The sequence below is a fragment of the Microbacterium sp. Leaf179 genome (genome assembly GCF_001423785.1).
Lineage (GTDB): Bacteria > Actinomycetota > Actinomycetes > Actinomycetales > Microbacteriaceae > Microbacterium.
In genome coordinates, this window is the sequence record NZ_LMPH01000001.1 from 1581084 (window position 1) to 1604738 (window position 23655).

General features: G+C 68.3%; 23 protein-coding genes. 13 read left to right on the forward strand and 10 right to left on the reverse strand.

What is annotated here, in order from left to right; all coding sequences use genetic code 11:
• Entirely contained in the window at positions 1–1026 is a 1026-nt protein-coding gene (locus ASF96_RS07235; RefSeq protein ID WP_055937408.1) for a quinone-dependent dihydroorotate dehydrogenase, read from the forward strand.
• 137 nt (positions 1027–1163) lie between these two features.
• Here ASF96_RS07235 and ASF96_RS07240 read toward each other — a convergent pair whose 3' ends face one another.
• Complete coding sequence (locus ASF96_RS07240; RefSeq protein WP_055835576.1) at positions 1164–1736, reverse strand: DUF3043 domain-containing protein; 573 nt, start codon at positions 1734–1736, stop codon at positions 1164–1166.
• Between the two features lie 46 nt (positions 1737–1782).
• On the opposite strand from ASF96_RS07240, the gene ASF96_RS07245 reads away from it, so the two are divergent.
• From ASF96_RS07245 to ASF96_RS16470, 7 genes are all read left to right on the forward strand, one after another.
• Positions 1783–3177 carry a dipeptidase gene (locus ASF96_RS07245; RefSeq protein WP_055937410.1) on the forward strand — a complete coding sequence of 465 codons (1395 nt, stop codon included), beginning with the start codon at positions 1783–1785 and terminating at the stop codon, positions 3175–3177.
• A gap of 70 nt (positions 3178–3247) precedes the next feature.
• Positions 3248–3613, forward strand: coding sequence for a HesB/IscA family protein (locus ASF96_RS07250; RefSeq protein WP_055835582.1), 366 nt, complete (start codon positions 3248–3250; stop codon positions 3611–3613).
• Positions 3614–3777: 164 nt separating this feature from the next.
• On the forward strand, positions 3778–4659 hold the full coding sequence (gene ctaC / locus ASF96_RS07255; RefSeq protein WP_082509361.1) for an aa3-type cytochrome oxidase subunit II: 882 nt from the start codon (positions 3778–3780) through the stop codon (positions 4657–4659).
• Between the two features lie 2 nt (positions 4660–4661).
• Complete coding sequence (gene ctaD / locus ASF96_RS07260) at positions 4662–6425, forward strand: aa3-type cytochrome oxidase subunit I (RefSeq protein ID WP_055835588.1); 1764 nt, start codon at positions 4662–4664, stop codon at positions 6423–6425.
• 2 nt (positions 6426–6427) lie between these two features.
• Entirely contained in the window at positions 6428–6844 is a 417-nt protein-coding gene (locus ASF96_RS07265) for a cytochrome c oxidase subunit 4 (protein WP_055835591.1), read from the forward strand.
• Between the two features lie 4 nt (positions 6845–6848).
• Positions 6849–7640: a PP2C family protein-serine/threonine phosphatase gene (locus ASF96_RS07270; RefSeq protein ID WP_055937413.1), complete on the forward strand. Its 792-nt coding sequence runs from the start codon at positions 6849–6851 to the stop codon at positions 7638–7640.
• Between the two features lie 402 nt (positions 7641–8042).
• On the forward strand, positions 8043–10859 hold the full coding sequence (locus ASF96_RS16470; RefSeq protein WP_162239411.1) for a hypothetical protein: 2817 nt from the start codon (positions 8043–8045) through the stop codon (positions 10857–10859).
• Positions 10860–11264: 405 nt separating this feature from the next.
• Here the strand turns inward: ASF96_RS16470 and ASF96_RS07285 are convergent, their stop codons facing one another.
• The 5 genes from ASF96_RS07285 to ctaE form a co-directional block, all read right to left on the reverse strand.
• Positions 11265–11672, reverse strand: coding sequence for a rhodanese-like domain-containing protein (locus ASF96_RS07285; RefSeq protein WP_055937422.1), 408 nt, complete (start codon positions 11670–11672; stop codon positions 11265–11267).
• Between the two features lie 168 nt (positions 11673–11840).
• On the reverse strand, positions 11841–13682 hold the full coding sequence (gene qcrB, locus ASF96_RS07290; RefSeq protein ID WP_055937425.1) for a cytochrome bc1 complex cytochrome b subunit: 1842 nt from the start codon (positions 13680–13682) through the stop codon (positions 11841–11843).
• Positions 13679–14737 (reverse strand): cytochrome bc1 complex Rieske iron-sulfur subunit, encoded by a 1059-nt coding sequence (qcrA, locus tag ASF96_RS07295; RefSeq protein ID WP_055835606.1) that lies wholly within the window; start codon positions 14735–14737, stop codon positions 13679–13681. Before qcrA ends, qcrB begins: the two co-directional genes overlap by 4 nt.
• A gap of 39 nt (positions 14738–14776) precedes the next feature.
• Positions 14777–15589 carry a cytochrome bc1 complex diheme cytochrome c subunit gene (gene qcrC, locus ASF96_RS07300; protein ID WP_055835609.1) on the reverse strand — a complete coding sequence of 271 codons (813 nt, stop codon included), beginning with the start codon at positions 15587–15589 and terminating at the stop codon, positions 14777–14779.
• A gap of 16 nt (positions 15590–15605) precedes the next feature.
• On the reverse strand, positions 15606–16277 hold the full coding sequence (ctaE, locus tag ASF96_RS07305; protein WP_055835614.1) for an aa3-type cytochrome oxidase subunit III: 672 nt from the start codon (positions 16275–16277) through the stop codon (positions 15606–15608).
• A 133-nt stretch (positions 16278–16410) separates the two neighbouring features.
• Between ctaE and trpD the strand changes: the two genes are divergently transcribed.
• Positions 16411–17472 carry an anthranilate phosphoribosyltransferase gene (gene trpD, locus ASF96_RS07310; protein ID WP_055835617.1) on the forward strand — a complete coding sequence of 354 codons (1062 nt, stop codon included), beginning with the start codon at positions 16411–16413 and terminating at the stop codon, positions 17470–17472.
• A gap of 6 nt (positions 17473–17478) precedes the next feature.
• The gene (locus tag ASF96_RS07315) at positions 17479–18471 is read left to right on the forward strand and encodes a PHP domain-containing protein (protein ID WP_055937429.1); all 993 of its coding nucleotides are present in this window, start codon (positions 17479–17481) and stop codon (positions 18469–18471) included.
• 3 nt (positions 18472–18474) lie between these two features.
• On the opposite strand, the gene ASF96_RS07320 is transcribed toward ASF96_RS07315, so the two are convergent.
• A complete protein-coding gene (locus tag ASF96_RS07320) occupies positions 18475–19386 on the reverse strand; it encodes a 5'-3' exonuclease (protein WP_055937781.1) in 912 nt (303 codons plus the stop codon).
• Positions 19387–19434: 48 nt separating this feature from the next.
• Here ASF96_RS07320 and ASF96_RS07325 point away from each other — a divergent pair, with 48 nt between their 5' ends.
• The 3 genes from ASF96_RS07325 to ASF96_RS07335 all read left to right on the forward strand — a co-directional run bounded on the left by ASF96_RS07325 (position 19435) and on the right by ASF96_RS07335 (position 21365).
• Positions 19435–19833: a YchJ family protein gene (locus ASF96_RS07325; RefSeq protein WP_055937432.1), complete on the forward strand. Its 399-nt coding sequence runs from the start codon at positions 19435–19437 to the stop codon at positions 19831–19833.
• Positions 19834–19917: 84 nt separating this feature from the next.
• The gene (locus ASF96_RS07330) at positions 19918–20592 is read left to right on the forward strand and encodes an SDR family oxidoreductase (RefSeq protein WP_055937435.1); all 675 of its coding nucleotides are present in this window, start codon (positions 19918–19920) and stop codon (positions 20590–20592) included.
• Entirely contained in the window at positions 20589–21365 is a 777-nt protein-coding gene (locus tag ASF96_RS07335) for an isocitrate lyase/PEP mutase family protein (protein WP_055937438.1), read from the forward strand. The genes ASF96_RS07330 and ASF96_RS07335 overlap by 4 nt, the downstream gene beginning before the upstream one ends.
• Before the next feature lie 93 nt (positions 21366–21458).
• On the opposite strand, the gene ASF96_RS07340 is transcribed toward ASF96_RS07335, so the two are convergent.
• The 3 genes from ASF96_RS07340 to ASF96_RS07350 form a co-directional block, all read right to left on the reverse strand.
• A complete protein-coding gene (locus tag ASF96_RS07340) occupies positions 21459–22109 on the reverse strand; it encodes an LON peptidase substrate-binding domain-containing protein (RefSeq protein WP_055937441.1) in 651 nt (216 codons plus the stop codon).
• Between the two features lie 79 nt (positions 22110–22188).
• Entirely contained in the window at positions 22189–23220 is a 1032-nt protein-coding gene (locus tag ASF96_RS07345; protein ID WP_055937444.1) for an FUSC family protein, read from the reverse strand.
• 27 nt (positions 23221–23247) lie between these two features.
• The gene (locus tag ASF96_RS07350; RefSeq protein ID WP_055835642.1) at positions 23248–23616 is read right to left on the reverse strand and encodes a winged helix-turn-helix transcriptional regulator; all 369 of its coding nucleotides are present in this window, start codon (positions 23614–23616) and stop codon (positions 23248–23250) included.
• Between the last annotated feature and the right edge of the window lie 39 nt (positions 23617–23655).

Here is a 23655-nt window from a genome sequence, read left to right on the forward strand (position 1 = left end):
ATGTATCCCCTTCTCTTCCGCACGGTACTGACCCGCCTCGACCCCGAGTTCGCCCACCACCTCGGTGCGCTCGTGATCCGTGTCGCGGGCGTCGAGCCGGTGGCATCCGTCGTCCGTCGTTTCACGGCGCCCCCCGCGGGCCACGGAGTGGATGCGCTCGGACTGCACTTCGATTCGCCGTTCGGAGTCGCGGCGGGCTTCGACAAGAACGTCACCATGGTGCGGGGACTCGGCGCGCTCGGGTTCGGACACGTCGAGGTCGGAACGGTCACGGCGCTGCCGCAGCCCGGCAACCCCCGTCCGCGTCTGTTCCGCCTCGTCGCCGACCGTGCGGTCATCAACCGCATGGGGTTCAACAACCACGGCGCGGCGGCGGCGGCGGCGAAGCTGCGGCGGTTGCGTCGTGCGCGGCGTCGTCCGGTCATCGGCGTCAACATCGGCAAGAGCCGCGTGGTCGCCGTCGACGACGCCACCACCGACTACGTGCGCAGCGCCCGCCTGTTGGCGCCGCTGGCCGACTACCTCGTGGTGAACGTGTCGTCGCCGAACACCCCCGGCCTGCGCGGACTGCAAGCGGTCGAGACGCTCCGCCCCCTGCTGACGGAGGTTCGGGATGCCGCGGGCGACACCCCGCTGCTGGTGAAGATCGCTCCGGATCTCGACGACGCCGAGGTGCAGGACATCGCGCGCCTCGCGGTCGATGCGGGACTCGCCGGGATCATCGCCACCAACACCACCATCTCGCGTTCGGGGCTCTCCACCGATGCCGCGAAGGTCGAGGCAGCGGGAGCGGGTGGCCTGTCGGGGGCGCCCCTCAGAGCGCGTGCCGCCGAGGTGCTTCGACTCGTGCGGGCCGCCGTTCCGGCCGAGTTCGTGGTCATCTCGGCCGGGGGAGTAGAGACCGCCGACGACGTGCGCGACCGCCTCGCCGCCGGCGCGACGCTGGTGCAGGGCTACACGGGCTTCCTGTATCGCGGTCCGCTGTGGGCCCGGCAGATCAGCCGCGGTCTCGCCGCGCGACGCTGACCCGGAGCGCGCCGGTCCGATTTGCCGACCCGGAGTGCGCGGGCTGCGATTCGCTGACCCGGAGCGCGCCGGTGGCAGCCCCGGAAACGACGAAGCGGCACGCCCGGAGGCGCGCCGCTTCGAGGAGATCGGTCGTGTCAGACGGGGTACTGCCCGCGCTTGACCTGCGGCTTGGGCAGACGCATGAACCGCATCTGCACGGTGCGCATCGCCGCGTACCAGCCGAGACCCTTCTCGAGCTTGCTCTCGCCGAACTTCTCTTTCGCGGCGCGCTTGACGCGGATCGAGGTGATGATCATGTCGCCGACGACGAACAGGATGAAGATCCACAGCGCCACGAACGACCAGTACTGGAAGAACGCGACGGGGATCAGCGTCGCCACGATCACGAGGACCATGAACGGCATGACGCCCTCACCGAGGTGCCAGCCCGCGTCGACGAAGTCGCGTCCGAAGCGGCGCTGCGGACCGCGGTCGCGCACCGGGAGGTAGCGCTCCTCGCCGGCGGCCATGCCGACGCGGGCCTTCTCGCGCTGGGCGGCGAGCTCGGCTCGGGCGCGGGCCTTGGCCTCTTTGGTGTCGGGGACGAGCGGGCGCTTGCGGGCGGCCTCTTGCTCGGCGCGCGACGGGGTCGCGCGACCCTTACCCGATCCGAGGACCGTCGGCTCGACGGGGGTGTCGTTGGGGGCGGGGGCGGGGGACTTGGCCACGGGTTACCTCGGCAGTTCGCGGATCGGGAGATCTAAGATTACCCGCATGACCCCCGACCTGTCCCGGCACGAGGCTGTGCATCGCGCAGCCGGCGCCGGCATCCCCGCCGCCCTGTCCGATCTCGGCTCCCTCGTACGCATCCCGTCGATTGCGTGGCCGTCGTTCGATCAGTCCGCCCTCGTCGAGAGCGCCGACGCCGTCGCCGCCCTGTTGAGGGGCACCGGCGTCTTCGATTCCGTCGAGGTCGCGCGTGCCGCGATTCCCGGCACCGACGAGATGGGACAGCCCGCCGTGCTGGCGTCGCGAGCCGCTCGCAACGGTCGGCCCACCGTTCTTCTCTACGCGCACCACGACGTCCAGCCTCCCGGCGACGAAGCCCTGTGGGACTCACCGCCCTTCGAACCCACCGTGCGCGACGGCCGCCTCTACGGCCGTGGCGCCGCCGACGACAAGGCGGGGGTCATGGCCCACGTCGGTGCCATCCGCGCCGTCAGCGAAGTCCTCGGAGACGACCTCGACCTGGGCATCGCGGTGTTCATCGAGGGCGAAGAGGAGTACGGCTCGCGCTCGTTCGCGCAGTTCCTCTCCGACAACGCCGAGGTGCTGCGCTCCGACGTGATCGTCGTCGCCGACTCGGGCAACTGGGACGACCGCACCCCCGGTCTCACGGTGTCGCTCCGCGGGAACGCGCGCTTCACGCTCACCGTGCGCACCCTCGAGCACGCATCGCACTCCGGCATGATGGGCGGCGCCGTCCCGGATGCCATGCTCGCCACGGTGAAGCTGCTCGCGACGCTGTGGGACGACGACGGCGCCGTCGCCGTCGACGGTCTCCTCGAGCGCGACGCCCCCACGCCCGACTACAGCGAAGAGACCCTGCGCGCCGAGTCGGGACTGCTCGACGGGGTGCGGCCGATCGGCCGCGACGCCATCCTCAGCCGGATCTGGAACAAGCCGTCGGTCACGATCACCGGCTGGGACGCCACGCCCGTCGACTCGGCGTCGAACACCCTCGCCCCGCAGACCCGCGTGGTGATCAGCGCCCGCGTCGCCCCGGGGCAGGACGCCCATGAGGCCTACCGGGCGATCGAGGCGCACTTGCGCGCCCATGCGCCGTTCGGCGCGCAGCTGGAGTTCACCGACGTCGACTGCGGCGACGCGTTCCTCGTCGACACGAGCGGATGGGCCGTCGAAGACGCTCGCGCCTCGTTCGCCGACGGGTACGGCGTGGACTCGGTCGACGTCGGCGTCGGCGGATCGATCCCCTTCATCGCCGACCTCGTCCGCGAGTTCCCGAGCGCCCAGATCCTCGTGACCGGTGTCGAGGACCCCCACGCTCGCGCGCACAGCCCGAACGAGTCGCTGCACCTCGACACGTTCCGCAACGCCCTGGTGTCGGAGGCCCTCCTGCTGACGCGTTTGAACGAGCGCACCGTCTGAGCGGACCGCGGGGCCGTGGCGGGCGTAGACTCGTCACGTCCCCGCGACCGATCAACCGAAGGGCATCGCCATGACCGACACCACACTGTCGTCCTCCGCCGAGACCCGCGAGCACGGTGTCGGCCTCACCGCCGCCGCCTCCGACAAGGTGAAGAGCCTGCTCTCGCAGGAGGGTCGCGACGACCTTCGTCTGCGCGTGGCCGTTCAGCCCGGCGGATGCTCCGGACTCATCTACCAGCTCTACTTCGACGAGCGTTACCTCGACGGTGACAAGGTCGCCGATTTCGACGGCGTCGAGGTCATCGTCGACGACATGAGCGTTCCGTACCTCGACGGTGCGAACATCGACTTCAAGGACACGATCTCGGAGCAGGGCTTCACGATCGACAACCCCAACGCCGGCGGTTCCTGCGCCTGCGGCGACAGCTTCCACTGATCTCAGCCGCCGTTTCACGGCGCCCCATCGAGAACCCCCGGACCCCGGATCACACCGCGGAACCCGGGGGTTCTCGATGTCTCGGCACTGGACGAATGGCCTGAGAACGGTGAGAGGTTGCCGTAGACTGTCAAAGCTTCATCCACGACCCGGAAAGGTGCACTGTGCCCTCCAAACGTCGCCTTCGCTGGGCTGCGCTCCCCGTCGGGATCGCCTCGGTTGCGCTCCTGTCCGGCTGCACCACGACACAGCTCCACGGCTTCCTGCCCGGCTTCGTCGATGACGGTACGCCCGCCACCAACCACACCGACATGGTCGCCGGTCTGTGGGTCAACTCGTGGATCGTGCTCCTCGCCGTGGGTGTCGTCACCTGGGGCCTCATGCTGTGGTCGGTCATCGCGTACCGCCGTCGCAAGGGGCAGTCCGGTCTGCCGGTCCAGCTGCGCTACAACATGCCGGTCGAGATCTTCTACACGATCGTTCCTCTGATCCTGGTCGTCGGCTTCTTCGCCTTCACGGCGCGCGACCAGAACACGCTCGAGACGCAGTACGACGACCCCGACGTGTCGATCACGGCGTACGGCAAGCAGTGGGCGTGGGACTTCCAGTACAACGGCACGCAGGAAGACAACTCCGACGCCGTCTACTCGATGGGTGTCCAGGCCAAGGCCACGTCCGACGGCTACGACCTGCAGGACGTGCCCACCCTGTACCTGCCGGTGAACAAGACGGTCAAGATCGACCTCCGCTCGCGCGACGTCATCCACTCGTTCTGGATCATCGACTTCCTCTACAAGAAAGACATGTACCTCGGCCGTGACAACGAGTGGTCGTTCACGCCCACCCGTGAGGGCACGTACGAGGGCAAGTGCGCCGAGCTGTGCGGTGAATACCACTCCGCCATGCTCTTCAACGTCAAGGTCGTCAGCGACGCCGAGTACGAGGACTACCTCGACTCGCTGCGCTCGGCCGGCGACGTGGGCGACATCAGCGACCTGTCGCGCCTGCAGAACCTGAGCACGGCCGGCACCGAAGGGAACGAGTGATCATGGCCACGACGCTTCCGCTCCAGGAGAAGGGGGCCTCGCGCCCCACGACTCTCCCGCCGCGTCAAGCCGCACTGCTGAGCACCACGCGTGTTGAGCAGAAGGGCAACCTGGTCGTCAAGTGGATCACCTCCACCGACCACAAGACCATCGGGTACATGTACCTGATCGCCTCCGTCATGTTCTTCATGCTCGGTGGCGTCATGGCGCTGATCATCCGCGCCGAGCTCTTCGAGCCCGGCATGCAGATCATCCCGACGAAAGAGCAGTACAACCAGCTCTTCACCATGCACGGCACGATCATGCTGCTCATGTTCGCGACGCCGCTGTTCGCGGGCTTCGCCAACGCGCTGCTGCCGCTGCAGATCGGTGCGCCCGACGTGGCGTTCCCGCGTCTGAACGCCTTCGCCTTCTGGCTGTTCCTGTTCGGATCCACGATCGCCGTCTCCGGTTTCCTCACCCCGCAGGGTGCGGCCGGCTTCGGATGGTTCGCCTATCAGCCGCTCGCCAATGCGAGCTTCTCGCCGGGCGTCGGTGGAAACCTCTGGATGCTGGGACTCGGCATCAGCGGTTTCGGCACGATCCTCGGCGCGGTGAACTTCATCACGACGATCCTCACGATGCGCGCGCCCGGCATGACCATGTGGCGCATGCCGATCTTCTCGTGGAACACGCTGATCACGAGCATCCTGATCCTGCTGGCGTTCCCCGTGCTCGCCGCGGCCATCTTCGCCGCCGCGTCGGACCGCGTGCTCGGCTCGCACATCTACAGCCCCGAGAACGGCGGCGTCCTGCTCTGGCAGCACCTGTTCTGGTTCTTCGGTCACCCCGAGGTGTACATCATCGCGCTGCCGTTCTTCGGCATCGTCTCCGAGATCTTCCCGGTCTTCAGCCGCAAGCCGATCTTCGGGTACAAGACCCTCGTCTACGCCACGATCGCGATCGCGGCGCTGTCGGTGGCGGTGTGGGCCCACCACATGTACGTCACGGGTGGTGTGCTGCTGCCCTTCTTCGCTCTGATGACGATGCTCATCGCGGTGCCGACCGGCGTGAAGATCTTCAACTGGATCGGTACCCTGTGGCGCGGCTCGGTCACCTTCGAGACCCCGATGGTCTTCGCCCTGGGCTTCCTGGTCTCGTTCGTCTTCGGCGGTCTGACCGGTGTCATCCTCGCGTCGCCCCCGCTCGACTTCCACCTGTCGGACTCGTACTTCGTCGTCGCGCACTTCCACTACGTCGTCTTCGGAACCGTCGTGTTCGCGATGTTCGCGGGCTTCTACTTCTGGTGGCCGAAGTGGACCGGCAAGATGCTCAACGAGCGTCTCGGCATGGTGCACTTCTGGATGCTGTTCGTCGGCTTCCACATGACCTTCCTCATCCAGCACTGGCTGGGCGTCGACGGCATGGTGCGTCGCTACGCCGACTACGCGGCCGCAGACGGATGGACGTGGGAGAACCAGCTGTCGACGGTGGGATCGATGATCCTCGGTGCGTCGATGATCCCGTTCCTGCTGAACGTCTGGATCACCGCGCGCAAGGCGCCGCGCGTGACGGTCGACGACCCGTGGGGCTACGGAGCGTCGCTCGAGTGGGCCACCTCGTGCCCGCCGCCGCGTCACAACTTCACCTCCATCCCGCGTATCCGTAGCGAGCGCCCCGCCTTCGACCTGAACCACCCCGAGGCCGGCATTCCGGTCGGTGTGGGTCCGGCCAAGGATGCCCCCGACGCGCCTGTCGTCGACGCCGCTGCCGGAGAGGTCAAGTAACGATGCGTACCAATGTCGGACTCTGGTGGCTCCTGGCCGTCTTCGCGTTCGTGATCGCCGGCGTCTACACCGTGTGGAGCTTGCTCCAGCACGGTGGCGTCGAGTGGGTCGGAACGGTCGCCCTGGCCTTCCTCGGCCTCATGTCGACCATGATCGCCTTCTACATCGGCCGCGTGCTCAAGGCACAGAACGGTGAGCTGCCCGAGGACACTCTGACGGCCGACATCGACGACGGTGACCCCGAGATGGGCGAGTTCAGCCCGTGGTCGTGGTGGCCCATCGTCCTGGCCGGTTCCGCCGCGATCGCCGTGATCGGTCTCGCTGTCGGTAGCTGGCTCGTCCCCGTCGGATTCCTGGTCTTCGTCATCGCCATCGTCGGATGGGTGTACGAGTACTACCGCGGGTACTTCGCACGCTGATCCTGTGCCCGTTCGGCTGATCGCGGCCGCCGTCTCCGACGCCGGCTCCCACCGTCCCACCAACCAGGACGCCGCCTTCGCGGCGTCCTGGGGTGCGGCGGTGGCAGACGGCGTCGGGGGAGGCCCCTCGGGAGACCTCGCCTCCGCGGCGCTCCTGCATAGACTCGTCGCGACTCGGGGCGGTGGCCTCGACGCCGATGGACTCCTGGTGCGCATTCGCGAGGCGAACTGGGACATCCGCGCCCATGTCGAGCGTGACCCCGCGCTCCAGGGCATGGCGACGACCTTCACGGGTCTGTTCCTCAGCACGGGCGGCGACCTGCTGCTGGCGCACACCGGCGACTCTCGCGCCTACCTGCTCCGCGACGGCGAGTTCACTCGCGAGACGCGTGATGACTCGTACGTGCAGGCTCTCGTCGATCACGGCATCATCCCGCCGGAGGCCGCCGCGGCCCACCCGCGTCGTAACATCATCACGGCCTCGCTGGGGGGCGCCGAGGGCGATGTCGTGTCCGTCGCCGAGCGCCCTCCGGTCGTCGGTGACCGCTGGGTGCTGTGCAGCGATGGGTTGACCGACTACGTTCCCGAGGCCGACGTCGCCCGGTTGATCGCCCAGGCGTCCGGCCCGCGCGAGGCCGCCGCATCCGCGGTGGCGCTGGCGCTCGAGGCGGGAACGCGAGACAACGTGACCGTCGTCGTGTGCGACGTCGTCGACGACGACGACACCACGACGGTGGATCCTGTGTTCTTCGGGTCGGCAGCGCGGTGGTTTGCAGAGGACGTCGAAACGGCCTGAGCGGTCCGCGCGTTGCGGCGTCTCGCGAGGCTCTGCTCCTTCCTCTCTAGGCGTCGTGTCCGGTCGCTGCGCGAGTGGAATGCTCGACGCTTCACGCAGAGTCCGCTGCGCGGTGAGGCAGGGTGACATCATCGGCCCGGGTGAAAGATCGATCGCTGTCGGGGTGACGGCGATGGTGGTTTCAGGCCCGATTCAGGCGTGATCGTGGGGAGGCGGGACGGCTGGTGCGCAGGATGTTAACGTGCGCCTCGCTCTTGGGGATCGCGTTCTCTCAGTCTGGAGCTTGTTATGACCGGTGTCGTAAATCCATCGCCTTTCCACCCGCCAGTACCCGCAGTTGACGTAACTGGGAGGGGCGGCGTCTCCTCGATGTCGCGCCGGTCCGTGTTGGGAGCTGGAGTCGTGGCGGTGCCGGCGATCATGGCCATGTCGGCGACGCCCGCGTATGCGGGGTCGAACACGATGAAGATGACGATCTCGTCGGCGGGTCAGTCGCTTCCTGCGTCGGGTGCGACGCCGGTGACGGTGACGGTGACCGATGCGCAGGACATCCCGCAGGGGGGTCAGTCGGTGTCGCTCCTGGGCCCGTCGAACGCGGTGTTCGCCACCCCGACCGGAACCACGAACGGGTCGGGTGTGTTCTCGACGACGGTGGATCTGAAGACACCGTGGATGACGCCGGGATCGACGGTGACCTTGACCGCGGTCAGCGGCACGAGCTCCGCCGCCCAGCCGTTCTTGGTGTTGGGGGCGAATATGTACGCGAATGTCCCCCTTTCTCAGTATGATCGCGTGTTTCCGTCGCCGGTGGTGTCGATCACGAATACCCACTTTGCTGGCGGTAACGGTGCGGCGGTGCTGGCGGACGGCTCGGTGTGGACGTTTGGCAGTCAGGCGGCTCTGATGGGCGACGGCTCGACGTCAGGTCGGAATGCATGGGGCAAGGTCCCGAGCCTGTCGGGCGCCGCCGAAGTCGTCGCGGGTACGAACGGGGGTAGCGGGCTTGGTTTCTTCCTCGTCCGTTTGAAGAATGGTGAGGTGTGGGGCTGGGGTGCCAACGGCGCGGGGCAACTGGGCAATGCGGCGTCTCAGGGGACGGTGACGAACGTTCCCGTGAAGATGGACGGGGTCGGAGATGCAGTAGGCGTGGCCGCGGCAGAGAATGCGTCCTTCGTGGTGCGGTCGGCTGGTGCCTTGTGGGCTGTGGGATCCAACAATGTCGGCACGGCGGGTCTGGGTTCGGATCAAGGCATCCGCCCGCTGACGCAGGTTGCGGTCGGTGTGGGGGTCGTGTCCGTTGCCACTCGCCGAAACGGTGGGTACTGCGTCGGCAGTGATGGTTCGTTGTGGGGTTGGGGGTATGGATTCGGCTCCTATGTGGGTGGGGGGAACGGCGATAGCCACGCCTCGCCGTTGAAGCTTCTCGTCGATAACAGTGGCGCCCCGTTGCCCACGAACTTCGTGTCGGTGTGGGCGGGACTGGCCAGAGCAGCAAACTTCAACTACGCGGCGGTTTTCGCGGTGACCGCGGATGGAGCGGTGTACGGGTGGGGTGAGAACGGGAATGGCCAGTTGGGTCAGGGGGATTCTGCTCCGCGTTCGAACATCTACCGCCCGACTCTGGTCGCGGGTGCGACGAACGTGAGCCGCATCTACGTGTCATCGCGCTCCGTGACGGCGCTGCGCAAGGACGGCACCGTGATGGCGTGGGGTGAGACGGAGTTGTCCGGGATCGGAACCACGTCGACCCCGACAGCGGTCACGGGACTTCGACCGATCACAGGCCTGACGCAGAACGCCTTCAACGCGTACGGCCAGGAACGCTACTTCATCACCGGCTCCGAGGCCCTCACGGTCGACGTCGCGGGTGCCACCTTGACGGCAGGTGCCGCCAGCACCGTGACGGCGACGGTGACCTCGGGTGGCGCGCCCGAGTCGGGTGTGCCGGTGGCCTTGTCTGCTACCGCAGGCTCCGTGCTGGCCGCCACCTCGGGCACGACATCGTCGGCGGGTACGGTGCAGACCACCGTCACCCCCGACACCTGGACCACGCCGGGTGCCACCGTCATCGTGTCCGGCTCCACCGACTTCGGCCAGGCAACGGACTCCCTCACGGTGCTGGGGGCGAATATGTACGACTCGTTCCCCCCTGCTCAGTACGCTCGGGTGTTTCCGTCGCCGGTGGTGTCGATCACGAGCACTTACACCGGTGGCGGTAACAATGCTGTGGTGTTGGCAGATGGTTCGGTGTGGACCAGGGGTAGTCAGCCGGAGCTGATGGGCGACGGGTCGACGTCCGGCCGCGAGGCGTGGGGCAAGGTTCCGAGCCTGTCGGGCGCCGCCGAAGTTGTCTCTGGGACGGAAGGGCGTGCCGGATTCGCTTTCTTCATCGTTCGTTTGAAGAACGGTGAGGTGTGGGGCTGGGGTAACAACCGCTCGGGGCAGCTGGGGAATGCGGCGTCTCAGGGAACGGTGACGAGCGTTCCCGTGAAGATGGACGGGGTTACAGATGCAGTAGGTGTGGCTGCGGCATTTAATTCCACCTTCGTGTTGCGGTCGGGTGGCGCCTTGTGGGGCGTGGGATCAAACTATGTCGGAACGCTGGGTCTGGGTACGGATCAAGGGAACCGCACGCTAACCCAGCTTGCGGTCGGTGTGGGGGTCGTGTCCGTCGCTACTCGCACATTCGGTGGGTATTGCGTCGGCAGTGATGGTTCGTTGTGGGGGTGGGGGTACGGGTACGGCTCCTATGTCGGTGGGGGAAACGGTGATACCCACTGGACGCCGTTGAAGCTTCTCGTCGATAACAGTGGCGCTCCGTTGCCGACGAACTTCGTCTCGGTGTGGGCGGGACTGGCCAAGGCCGCAGACGGCAACCAGGTGGCGGTTTTCGCGGTGACAGCGGATGGCGCGGTGTATGGGTGGGGTTGGAACGAGAATGGTCAGCTGGGTCTGGGCGATTCTGCTCCGCGTCCCAACATCTATCGCCCGACTCTGGTCGCGGGTGCGACGAACGTGAGCCGCATCTACGTGTCTTCGCGGTCCGTGACAGCGCTGCGTAAGGACGGCACCGTGTTGGTGTGGGGTGAGACGGAGTTGTCCGGGATCGGAACCACGTCGACCCCGACGGCAGTCACGGGGCTCCGACCGATCACGGGTCTGACGCAGAACGCCTTCAACGCGTACGGCCAGGAACGCTACTTCATCACGGCCCCCTGAGCGGAGTCTCTCTCACTCCGGCGACGCAATGCACCTGATGGGCATTGCGCCGCCGGAGTTTTGTGTCCGCTGGACTCTGAGAGACACCCGCCAAGAAGCGGTGCGAGGCCACCAATGCCTTCCGCGACGGCCTCAGCCCCAGCGCGACGCGAATGTCCTCCGCCGGGCAGGCTTGTGAACGGCTGAGGGAACGAAGACCTCCGGGCAGGCTGTGGGGTATCACGCTCGCGTCCTGACCGCTGCGCCGGGTCGCGGAGCCGACCCCGTGCTCGTCAACAATGGCGAAGTACATCCCGCAAGGCTGAGCGAGCAGACGCCGATAGGACCGTGCTCCGTCCCCGCGGTCGAAATGCGCTTGCTCGGGTCACGGCATCCGGCTGCCCACCGGCTCGACAGCGCACACAGCTACGTGCGCACCACCATGACGGTGGAGTCGAACACTCGCTCGCACGGCCCCTCATCGTTCTCGAACGGTTGACCCTCGCGCACCCAGTATTCGTAGCCGCCGATCATCTCCTTCACCGAGTAGCCCAGCTGGGCGAAGGCGAGGGCGCCCTTCTGGCCGGCATTGCAGCCGGGGCTCCAGCAGTAGACGACCACCGGTATGTCGAGGGGGATCTCCTGCGGAGCTCGCTGCTCGATCAGGCGGTACGGCAGATGGATCGCACCCGTCACGCGTCCCTGCGCCCAGGCCTCGTCACCTCGCACGTCGACGAGCACGAAGCGATCGCCGGCCTTCTGTGCGGCGTGGACGTCGGAGGGATCGGTCTCGACAGCGAGGCGGGTGCGGAAGTACTCGAGAGCATCGGTCACGTTCCCACGGTAGACAGCGGGCGCGCGACGGGGGAGTGGGTCGGATGCCACGATGCCGCGGCATCCTGCCACACCGGGGCTGACCCGCAGCTGTCGTCGCCGGGGTCACCACCGTTGGGGGAACGACGAAACCCCGGTGCCGAAGCACCGGGGTTTCGTATCGAGGGTTTACTCGCTCTTGTCACCCTGAGGGCGGTTGCGCTCCTCGAGGCCCTTCGGAGCGGGGAACTCGACCTCGGTGTGCTCACCGATCGCCATGGGCGGGCGGCCGTCTTCATCGGCACGGGCGTTGGCGCCGGCGATCTCGTCGGCCTCCTCGTGCGCGATGTGGTCGAGCTCGTGGTGCTGGTGAGCGACCGCCGCGTCGAGCTCGGCCTGCGTCAGCGGCGCGAGGCGGTCCTCGAAGAACCAGCGCGACACCGACGCACGCAGGTTCTCGTGCCAGGGGATCTGCCCGTTCGCGTTCGGACGGACGACGAGGGGAGCGTACTCCTCGTTGTCGACCAGCTTCCAGCGCTCGAACTCGTCGACGGGCTGGTGCACCTCGATGTACTCGCCACCGGGGAGGCGCACGATGCGTCCGGACTCGTAGCCGTGCAGTGCGATCTCGCGGTCCTTCTTCTGCAGCGCGATGCAGATGCGCTTTGTGACGAAGTAGGCGAGGATCGGGCCCACGATCAGCAGGGCCTGCAGGACGTGGATGACACCTTCCATCGTGAGGTGGAAGTGCGTGGCGATGATGTCCGACGACGCCGCCGCCCACATGACCGCGTAGAACGTCACACCCGCCGCACCGATGGCGGTGCGGGTCGCCGCGTTGCGCGGACGCTGCGCGATGTGGTGCTCACGCTTGTCGCCGGTGACCCACGCCTCGATGAAGGGGTAGATCAGCACGAGGACGATGAACAAACCCAGCACGCCGACGGGGATGATGATGTTCCACGAGAACGTGTGATCGAACAGCACGAACTCTAGGTGCGGCGGGATGAGGCGCAGCATGCCGTCGGCGAAGCCGATGTACCAGTCGGGCTGGGTTCCGGCCGACACCGGCGACGGGTCGTACGGTCCGTAGTTCCAGATCGGGTTGATCGTCACGAGCGCGGCGATCAAGACGATCACACCGAACGTGATGAAGAAGAAGCCACCCATCTTCGACGCGTAGACGGGGAGGATCGGGTAGCCGACGACGTTGCTGTTCGTACGGGCGGGGCCGGCGAACTGCGTGTGCTTGTTGATGATCATCAACATGAGGTGCACGGCCAGCAGCGCGACCAGGATGGCCGGCAGCAGCAGGATGTGCAGCGTGTACAAACGACCCACGATCGCGGTGCCGGGGAACTCCCCGCCGAACAACAGGAACGAGGTCCACGTGCCGATGATTGGCAGACCCTTGATCATGCCGTCGATGATGCGGAGGCCGTTGCCCGAGAGCAGGTCGTCGGGGAGCGAGTAGCCGGTGAAGCCCTCGGCCATCGCCAGGATGAAGAGGATGAAGCCGACGACCCAGTTGAGTTCGCGGGGCTTGCGGAACGCACCGGTGAAGAACACGCGCAGCATGTGCACGCCGATACCGGCCACGAACACCAGGGCGGCCCAGTGGTGGATCTGACGGACGAGCAGTCCACCGCGCAGGTCGAACGAGATGTGCAGCGCCGATTCCATGGCCGCCGACATCGCGATGCCGCGCATGGGCTCGTAGGCGCCGTTGTAGTGCGTCTCGACCATCGATGCCTGGAAGAAGAACGTCAGGAACGTGCCCGAGAGCAGCACGACGACGAAGCTCCACAGCGCGATCTCACCCAGCATGAACGACCAGTGGTCGGGGAAGATCTTGCGACCCATCTCTTTGACGATGCCCGAGATGCTCGTGCGCTCGTCGAGATAGTTCGCGGCGGCACCGACGAAGCGTCCGCCCAGGGGCTTGCCGTCGCGGCCGGCGGTCGCCGGGGCACCTGCGTGCACTGCGGGCGCGGAGGTGACGTTCTCGGTGGGATGGGTACCGGTGCTCATGAGCGCTCCCAGAAGCTGGGGCCGACGGGCTCGTGGAAGTCACTCTGCGCGACGAGGTAGCCCTCGGCGTCGACGGAGATGGGGAGCTGCGGCAGGGGACGGGCGGCCGGGCCGAAGATGACGGCCGCGCCATTGGCGACGTCGAACTGCGACTGGTGGCAGGGGCACAGGAGGTGGTGGGTCTGCTGCTCGTACAGCGCCACGGGGCAGCCGACGTGCGTGCAGACCTTGGAGTACGCGACGATGCCGTCGTACGACCAGTCCATGTTGTTGGTGTCGGGGTTCAGCTGCTCGGGCTGCAGACGCATCAGCAGCACGATCGCCTTGGCCTTCTCTTCGAGGTAGCCCTCGTCGTGGCCGAGGCTGGCGAGCTCTTCCGGGATGACGTGGAAGGCGGAGCCGATGGTGACGTCGGCCGCACGGATCGGACGACCGGACGGGTCGTGCGACAGGCGGGAGCCCTCTTTCCACATGGTGTGGCTGAGGAGCTTCACGGGGTCCTGATCCTGCGGAGCAAGACCGCGGAACAGCGTGATGCCGGGGATGACGGAGGCGGCGAGAGCGGCGAACAGCGAGTTGCGGATGATCTCGCGACGGCCGAAGCCGGACTCCTTGTCGCCCTCGACGAACACGTTGATGGCTGCTTCGCGCACCTCGTCGCGCCCACGGGTGGCGTGGCGGTCCTCGATGTACTCCTTGTCGGACATGACCGACTTGGACCAGTGGATGGCGCCGATACCGATCGAGAGCAGCGCGAACGCGATGCCCAGACCGATGAAGAGGTTGTTGTAGCGGATGTCGATCAGCGCGCCCGACTCGATCGGGAAGATCATGTAGGCGATGCTCGCCCAGATGCTCGCCGCGACCGAGAAGTAGAACAGGGTGTAGACCGTGCGAACCGCACGCTTCATCGCCTGCGGGTCCTGATCGGTCATGCGCTGACGGTGCCCCGGGAGGCCGGGGTTCTGAACGGCGTCGGGAACCGCGACGGCGAGCCCCGAGCCGGGCTTCCAGGAAGCCCTCTCGTGCTCGAGTGCGTCGTCCTCGTGTGCCATGGTGCTCCTCGTGCGTTTACGTAATGTCGAGAACGACGGTCAGTTGGACTTCGCCGTGATCCACACGGTGAGGGCGATCAACGCCCCGATACCGAAGATCCAGATGAACAGACCCTCCGAGACCGGACCCAACGACCCGAGCGCGTAACCGCCGGGGGATTCGGACTTCTGGAGGTACATCAGGTACGAGATGACGTCGCGCTTGTCTTCGGGGGTGAGGTTCAGGTCGTTGAAGACCGGCATGTTCTGCGGGCCGGTGACCATCGCGGCGTACATGTTGACCGGGCTGACGGTGTGCAGGTCGGGGGCCCACTTGCCCTCGGTGAGCGCGCCACCGGCGCCGGCGACGTTGTGGCACATCGCGCAGTTGATGCGGAACAGCTCGGCACCGTGCGACAGATCGCCCTCACCGTCGACCAGCTCGTCGGTGGGGTACGTCGGGCCGGGGGCCGACGACTGCACGTACGCGGCGATCGCGTTGATCTGCTCGTCGGTGAACTGCACCGGCTTCACGGGAGCCTGGGGACCCTGCGCCTGCAGGGGCATGCGGCCGGTCGACACCTGGAAGTGCACCGACAGCTCGCCGACGCCGAACAGCGACGGGCCCTGCTGGCTGCCCTGCAGGTCGAGGCCGTGGCAGGTGGCGCAGTTGGCCTGGAAGAGCTTCTGGCCCTCTTCGACGGCCGTCGCCGAGTTCGCTTCGCTCGTGGGGGTGGCGTTGGTCGCCGCCATCGCGGCCGATGCGCCGGCGTAGACGCCTCCGGTGAGGAGGAGTCCGATGCCGATCAGTGCAGCGGCGGCCAGGGGACTACGGCGTCCGGACGCCCGACGAGTCTTCTTCTCGCGTGCCATGTGAAGTGCAGCTCTCTTACTTGAGGAAGTAGATGACGAAGAACAGGGCGATCCAGACGACGTCGACGAAGTGCCAGTAGTACGACACGACGATCGAGGTGGTCATCTCTTTGCGGCCGAAGTTCTTCACGGCGTAGGCGCGACCGATCACGAGCAGGAAGGCGATGAGGCCACCCGTCACGTGCAGGGCGTGGAAGCCGGTGGTGATGTAGAAGGCCGAGGCGTAGGGGTTGGCACTGATGGGCATGCCCTCGGCGACCAGCGTCGCGTACTCCCACACCTGACCCGACACGAAGACCGCGCCGAGGATGAAGGTGAGGTAGAACCACTCCACCATTCCCCACTTCAGAATGCCGGTGGCCTTGCCGGTGCGGTACGGCTGGTACCGCTCCGCGGCGAAGACGCCCATCTGGCACGTGACCGAGGACAACACGAGGATGATCGTGTTGACGGTCGCGAAGGGGACGTTGAGCAGCTGCGTCTCTTCGGCCCACAGGGGCGCGGAGGTGCTGCGCAGGGTGAAGTAGATCGCGAACAGGCCGGCGAAGAACATGACCTCGCTGCCCAGCCACACGATGGTGCCCACCGCGACCGGGTCGGGCCGCTTCACGGCACGCACGGCCTGGGAATACGTCGCTGAGGTCGTCACCGTTCCATTATGCGCGATGACGGAGCCCGATATTCCCATCCTCAACTTGAGATATTCCATCGTCGAGACTTAGGGAAGCCTCAGAATCTGCAAGGAATCCCCGGTACGGCGTGGGTTCCATCAGACGTGCGGACCGCGCGGATCGGCGACACGCGTGTGAAAGGATCATGGCATGGCGGAACGTTTCACCTGGCCCGATCTGCTCTCGGCGCTGCTGGCCGGTAACGACCTCAGCGTGTCCGAGTCGACGTGGGCCATGCGCAAGGTCATGGCGGGCGAGGCGACGCCCTCGCAGCTGGGCGGATTCCTGATGGCCCTGCGGGCCAAGGGCGAGACGGTCGAAGAGATCGTCGGCTTCCGCGACGCGATCCTCGAGGCGGCCGTGCCGCTCCCCGTGCGCGCCGAGGTGCTCGACATCGTGGGCACCGGTGGCGACAGGTACGGCACCGTGAACGTGTCGACCATGGCGGCGGTGGTGGCGGCGGCGTCGGGAGTCCCCGTGGTCAAGCACGGCAACCGGGCGGCGAGCTCGGCATCCGGATCCTCCGACGTGCTCTCGTCGCTGGGAGTCGCGCTGACGCTGACTCCGGAGCAGGTCGCCGAGACGCTCGAGCGCACCGGCATCACCTTCGCCTTCGCCTCGGCGTTCCACCCGGGGTTCCGCCACGCGGCTTCGACGCGCGCGGAGCTGGGCGTTCCCACCGTCTTCAACTTCCTCGGGCCACTGTGCAACCCGGCGCGCGCCGAGGCGAACGCCGTCGGTGTCGCCCACCTCGATCGCGTTCCCCTCATCACCGGCGTGTTCCGCACCCGCGGCGCGACGGCGCTCGTGTTCCGCGGCGACGACGGCCTCGACGAACTGACGACGACCGGCCACAGTCGCGTCTGGGAGATCAGTCGCGGTGACGTGCACGAGCACGATCTCGATCCCCGGGATCTCGGCATCCCCCTCGCCGAGATCGACGACCTTCTCGGTGGTTCCCCCGATCACAACGCCGAGGTGGTGCGGCGCGTGCTGGGAGGCGAGACCGGTCCGGTGCGCGACATCGTGCTGCTCAACGCCGCCGCGGGTCTGGTGTCGTACCGACTGTTCCAGGATGCCGCCGAGGTGCAGCGTCCGATCATCGAACGCCTCGCCGAGGCGATGGCCGACGCCGCCGCCGCCGTCGACGACGGCCGTGCCGCAGCCAAGCTCACCGACTGGGTGGACACCACGAAGGCTCTGGCGGAGTAGGCCATCGTGCACCCGCTCGACGCGCTCACCGAGATCGCCTATCTGCTCGAGCGGGAACGGTCGTCGCGATACAAGTCGAAGGCGTTCCGCACCGCCGCGGCCGCGATCGAGGGGCTGAGCGACGACGAGTTGCGCGACCCGGGTCTTCGGCGCCGCGCGGGGATCGGCGAGTCGACCTTCGCGGTGATCCAGCAGGCGCTGGCGGGCGGTGTCCCGGAGCGACTGGCGGCCCTGCGGGCCGAGAACGCGCCCGTGGGTGGTTCGGACGTGCGGGCGAAGCTGCGCGGCGACCTGCACAGCCACAGCGAATGGTCGGACGGGCTCACCCCGATCGAGGCGATGGTCGAGGCCGCGCGGGGGCTGGGTCACGAGTACCTGGCTCTCACCGACCATTCGCCGCGCCTCACCGTGGCCAATGGCCTTTCCCCCGAGCGTCTGCGGGCGCAGATGGAGATCGTCCGGGGGCACCGCGGTGACGGTTTCACGCTGCTCACCGGGATCGAAGTCGACATCCTCGACGAGGGCGACCTCGACCAGGAGGACGCGTTGCTGCACGAGCTCGACGTGGTGGTGGCATCCGCTCACTCGAAGCTGCGCATGGAACGCGGTCCGATGACCCGACGGTTGGTCGCCGCGGCGGGGGACCCGCGGGTCGACGTGCTGGGGCACGTCACCGGGCGGCTCGTCGAGGGGGCGCGGGGGACGCGTCCGCCGTCGGACTTCGACGCCGAGGCGGTCTTCGCGGCATGCGCGGCTTCGGGGGTGGCGGTCGAGATCAATTCGCGTCCGGAGCGTCAGGACCCGCCCGACGAGCTGTTGGCCCTGGCGATCGAGGCGGGGTGCCTCTTCTCGATCGACTCCGACGCGCACGCGCCCGGGCAGCTGTCGCTGCTGGACTACGGAGCCGCGCGCGCGGAGGCGGCGAAGGTGCCCGTCGACCGCATCGTCACGACGTGGCCCCTCGACCGCCTGCGGGAGTGGCTGGAGCGCTCGCGCTGAGACTCAGCGGTCGAGCGCGGTCAGCGCGCGGGTCATCGAGGATCCCAGGTTCCACTTCTCGGCCAGCGCGTGAGCGGCGGTCTCGTCCGCGGCCCCCAGGTGATCGTCGAAGGGCGCGAAGGTGAGGTCACGGGCGACGCGGACCACGGCGGGCGCGACGTCGAGGTAGTCGGCGGCGGCGGCGATCTTCGCCCGCTGGCTCGGGGTGCCCGCGGACCCGTCGGCGACCGCCGCCCGGATGCCGTCGAGCGAGCCGTGGGCGGTGAGCAGCGACGCCGCCGACTTCTCGCCGATGCCCGAGACACCGGGTAGGCCGTCGGAGGGGTCGCCGCGCAGCACCGCGAAATCGGCGTACTGCGCGGCGTGCACGCCGTACCTGCCGAGCACGGCCGCGTCGTCGACGATCTCGAGGTTGCTCATTCCGCGGGCCGTGTAGACGATGCGCACGCCGCGCTCGTCGTCGATCAGCTGGAACAGGTCGCGGTCGCCCGTGACGATGTCGACGGGGACGTCGGCGTGGGTCGCGAGGGCGCCGATCACGTCGTCGGCCTCGTGTTCGGCCGCGCCGACGACGGGAATGCCGAGCACGGCGAGAGCCTCACGGATGAGCGGGATCTGGGCCTCGAGCGGATCGGGGACCTCTTCGACGTCGGCGCCGACGGGAACGGCCTCGACGACGCGGTGGGCCTTGTAGCTCGGGATCAGGTCGACGCGCCACGCCGGGCGCCAATCGTCGTCCCAGCAGGCGACGAGACGCGTGGGTTCGTAGGTGGAGACGAGCTTCGCGATCATGTCGAGCAGGCCGCGCACGGCGTTCACCGAGGTGCCGTCGGCCGCCGTGACCTTGTCGGGAACGCCGTAGAAGGCGCGGAAGTACAGCGACGCGGTGTCGAGGAGCATGATGCGGTCGGTCACGGGAGTCATCCTGGCACGGGGGCACGGCCCTCGTCCTAGGCTGTCGGGATGTCCTTCGGCTCGGCTTCCCGTCGTCCTCCCGCGGCGGCACCCTGCCCGTGCGGCGGGGGGACCTTCGGCACGTGCTGCGCGCCGATCCTCGACGGGGAAGCGGCGCCGAGCGCGGAGCGGCTCATGCGGTCGCGCTACACCGCCTTCGCCGTGGGTGACACGACGCACCTGGTGCGGTCGTGGCATCCGCGGACCCGCCCCGACGAGGTCGTCGTCGACGACGGCACCGAGTGGACGGCTCTCGAGGTGGTCGAGGCCCGCGAAGACGGGGATGCCGCGATCGTGGACTTCCGTGCCCGGTACCGCCACGACGGGCGGGCTGGGGAGCTGCACGAACGCAGCCGGTTCGTCCGCCGCGGGGGCCGCTGGGTCTACGTGGACGGAGACGTCGAGTAAGGGCGTCAACCCCGCCCGCGGCTGTCGGTGGTGCGGCGTACGGTCGATCACGAACGACGATCGACAACGCGGGAGGACAACGACATGGAACGCATCGTGATCATCGGGGGCCACGGAAAGGTGGCTCTGCATCTCGCTCGGCTGCTGGCCGAGCGCGGAGACGAGGCCACCTCGGTCATCCGCAACCCCGACCAGGCGGCAGACATCGAGCAGGCCGGCGCGACGCCGCTCGTGCTCGACGTCGAGAACGCCGACACCGATGAGATGGCCGAGGCCTTCTCGGGCGCCGACGCCGTGATCTGGTCCGCGGGAGCGGGCGGAGGCAGCGCGGAGCGCACCTACGCCGTCGACCGCGACGCTGCGCAGCGCGCCGTCGACGCCGCATCTCGCGCGGGCGTGCGCCGGTTCGTCATGGTGTCGTGGATCGGATCGACCCCCGACCACGGCATCGACCCCGACGACGGGTTCTACGCGTACGCCGACGCCAAGCTCGCCGCCGACGACCACCTGCGCGCGAGCGACCTCGACTGGACGATCCTGGGCCCCGGGACCCTGACCGACGACCCCGCCTCGGGGCGCATCACGACCGCGCCGCAGGGCAAGGCCGAGGTGGGCCGCGCCGATGTCGCCGCCGTCGCCGCGGCGGCGCTCGTGCAGCCCGCCACGATCGGTCGCTTCATCCGGTTCGGCGGGGGAGAGACCCTCATCGCCGAAGCCCTCGTCGACGGCTCGGACAACGACGGGAGCGTGCACGCATGAGCGCTCTCAGCGACAAGGCGCAGTCGTTCGCGCGGTTGCACACCGCCCCCGAGATCCTGCGGGTCGTGAACATCTGGGACGTGGTCTCGGCGCGGGCGATCGCCGCCCTGCCCGAGACGAAGGCCCTCGCGACGGCCGGTCACTCGATCGCCGCGACCTTCGGCTACGAAGACGGCGAGAACATCCCCGTCGAGCTCATGCTCGACATGGTCGGTCGCATCGTCGCCGCCGTCGATGTGCCGGTCACGGCCGACCTCGACTCCGGCTTCGGCAACCCCGGTGAGACGACCCGCCGCGCCATCGGCGTGGGTGTGGTCGGCGCCAACGTCGAAGACAAGGTGAAGCCGCTGGCCGACGCGGTCGCCGCGGTCGAGGCCGTCATCGCGGCGGGTGAGGCCGAGGGCGTGCCGTTCGTGCTGAACGCCCGCACCGACGTGTTCCTCACGGGCGCCGACCGTCCGCTCGACGACAAGGTGGCGGATGCCATCGAGCGCGGCCGCGCCTTCCTCGCTGCCGGGGCGACCTCGGTGTTCGTGCCCGGACTGCTCGACGCCGAGACCACCCGGCGCCTGGTCGAGGGTCTGGGGGAGCGCACGCTCAGCGTCATCGGCGTGCCGGGAGCCCTCACCGCGGCCGAGTACGAGGCGCTCGGCGTCGCCCGCATCTCGTACGGTCCGCAGACCCAGCGCGTCGCCCTGACCGCCCTGCAGGACCTGGCGATCGACCTCTACGGCGATGGCGTCATTCCTGCCTCGGTGCGCGCACTGAACTGACGACGCATCCGCACGGCGAGGTCGGTCCCGAACCGGGGGCCGGCCTCGCCGTCGTCGTGGGGGTCGCGGAGGACGAGCCCGTCACGCCGGGGGTCAGAGGCTGTCGTCGTCCTCGTCGTCGACGACGATCACGCCGTCGGGCACGGGATCGGCCAGCAGGGGTTCCGCGGCGAGGGTGAGGTCGATCGTGGCGCGCAGCAGACCGCCGAGGGTCGCCGAGCGCAGCAGCTCCATCTGGTCCAGCTCGCCGAGCGGCGCGATCGCGGCGATCTGCCAGGCCCGGGGCAGGGGTTGCTCCGACAGTTCGACTTCGGCATCCCACCGGGTGCCGCCGAACTGCTGAGCACGCCCCAGCACCCGCCGCACGATGCGCTCGGCCTCCTCGAGCAGAGGGGCGAGCGCGTCGTTCCACTCGAGGTCGGGGAGGGCCCGCACATCGGCCCGGGGGTACGGTGCGTCGTCGAGCCACCCCGTGATCTCGAAGCGCTCCGTGCCGCGGGCGACGATCTGCATCTGGCCGGCCTGCGGCACGACGTGGCTCAGCTGCGCCATCGTGCCGACGGCGAAGCGCTGGTCGCCCCCACCGGTCTCGCTGCCGCGCTCGATGAGGACCACGCCGAACGAGGGGTCGGTCTCATCGAGCAGCCGACCGAGCATGACGAGGTAGCGCTCCTCGAAGATGCGCAGCGCCAGGGGCGTGTGCGGGAAGAGGACGGCGCCCAGGGGGAACATCGCGGTACCCATGGCTCCAGTCAACCAGCGTGCGTGCGCGTCGGGGCCGCGGCTGCGGCATCCGCGGTGCGAGCAGTCCGCGCGAGCGGGGTCACGCGTCGACGTCGCGCAGGGTCTCGTGGATGCGGTGCAGATCCATGAGCAGCGACCCGACGAGCACCCAGTGCGCCGTCGAGGGCGTACGGATCTGCAGGGGGCGGGTGAGCGCGGGCTCCTCGACGACCACCCGCTCGGGACCCGCGTCGAGGGCGAACGCGAGGCGGACGTCGTGCGCCGCGCGGTGCAGCTGCTCGGCGATCGCGCGCACGGCGGGCTCGTCGACGATCGTCTTCTCGTACCCGTCGTACACCGCTCGGGTCATGCCGATCGTCTGCGTGACGACGGGGGTGAACCGCTCGAGCAGGTCGCCCATGGCGGCCAGATCGCTGCGGTGACGGCCGCTGCGGGGATTCAGCGCCAGGGAGTCCGCCGCATCGCGGATCGCATCGGCGGCGCCGTCGCGCACGGGGCGCAGCAGACGGGCCTCGAGCAGCAGTTCCTCGAGCGAGCCGGGGGTCTGCGGTGCCTCGAGCGCGTCGGCCAGGCGTTCGAGTGCTTCGGCGAGCTCCCGCCCTAGCACCTCGACCTTCTCGCGCGCGGCGGGGACGAGCACGGGCGGCACGAGCGCGGCGTTGACGACGATGCCGATCGCCGCGCCGATGAGGGTCTCGAGCACGCGGTCGAGGGCGTAATTGGGGGTCGCCGTCCCGAGGGCGAGCACCAGCAGGGCGCTGATCGCGATCTGGTTGGTGGCTCCGGGCGACATGCGCGCGGCCCACGCGACGACGAGTGCGACGCCCGCCGACAGCAGCGCCACCCACGGCTGGGAGCCGAACACGAGCCCGAGCAGTGCGGCGATCACGACGCCGACGATCACGCCGACGCTGCGCTCGACCGCGCGGGTGAACGACTGGTTGATGCTCGGCTGCACCACGAGCAGGGCCGCGATGGCGGCGAAGATCGGCGGCGGGCCCTGCACGAGCCACCCGGCGATCAGCCAGGCGGCCACGACCGCGACGGCAGATTTCGCGACCTGCAGGAGCGGGATGCGCCGGGCGGAGCGGAACGTCAGGCTGTCGCGCATGAATCGAGCCTAGGCGGCGCGCACGCCTCAGCTCCGGCGCGAGACGATGTCATCGGCGTGCGTGGCGACCCATTGCATGAGCGGGATCACCCGTTCCATCAGATCGCGCCCCCGGTCGGTGAGGCGGTACTCGACGCGCGGGGGCACCTCGGGGTAGGCGGTGCGGTCGACGAGACCGTCGGCCTCGAGGGTCTTCAGCGTGCTGGCGAGCATCTTCTCGCTGATCCCCGAGACGTTGCGCCGCAGCACGCCCCACCGCTGGGTGCCGTCGGACAGGGCCATCAGCACGAGCACGCCCCATTTGCCCATGACGTGGTCGAGCACCGTGCGGGTGGGGCACCCGTCTTGGAAAACACCCGGTTGTTCGGCGCGGAGATCCGCAAGACTGACGTTCATGTGAGTACCTAACCAGAAAGTGGGTACCTGCATTCCGGA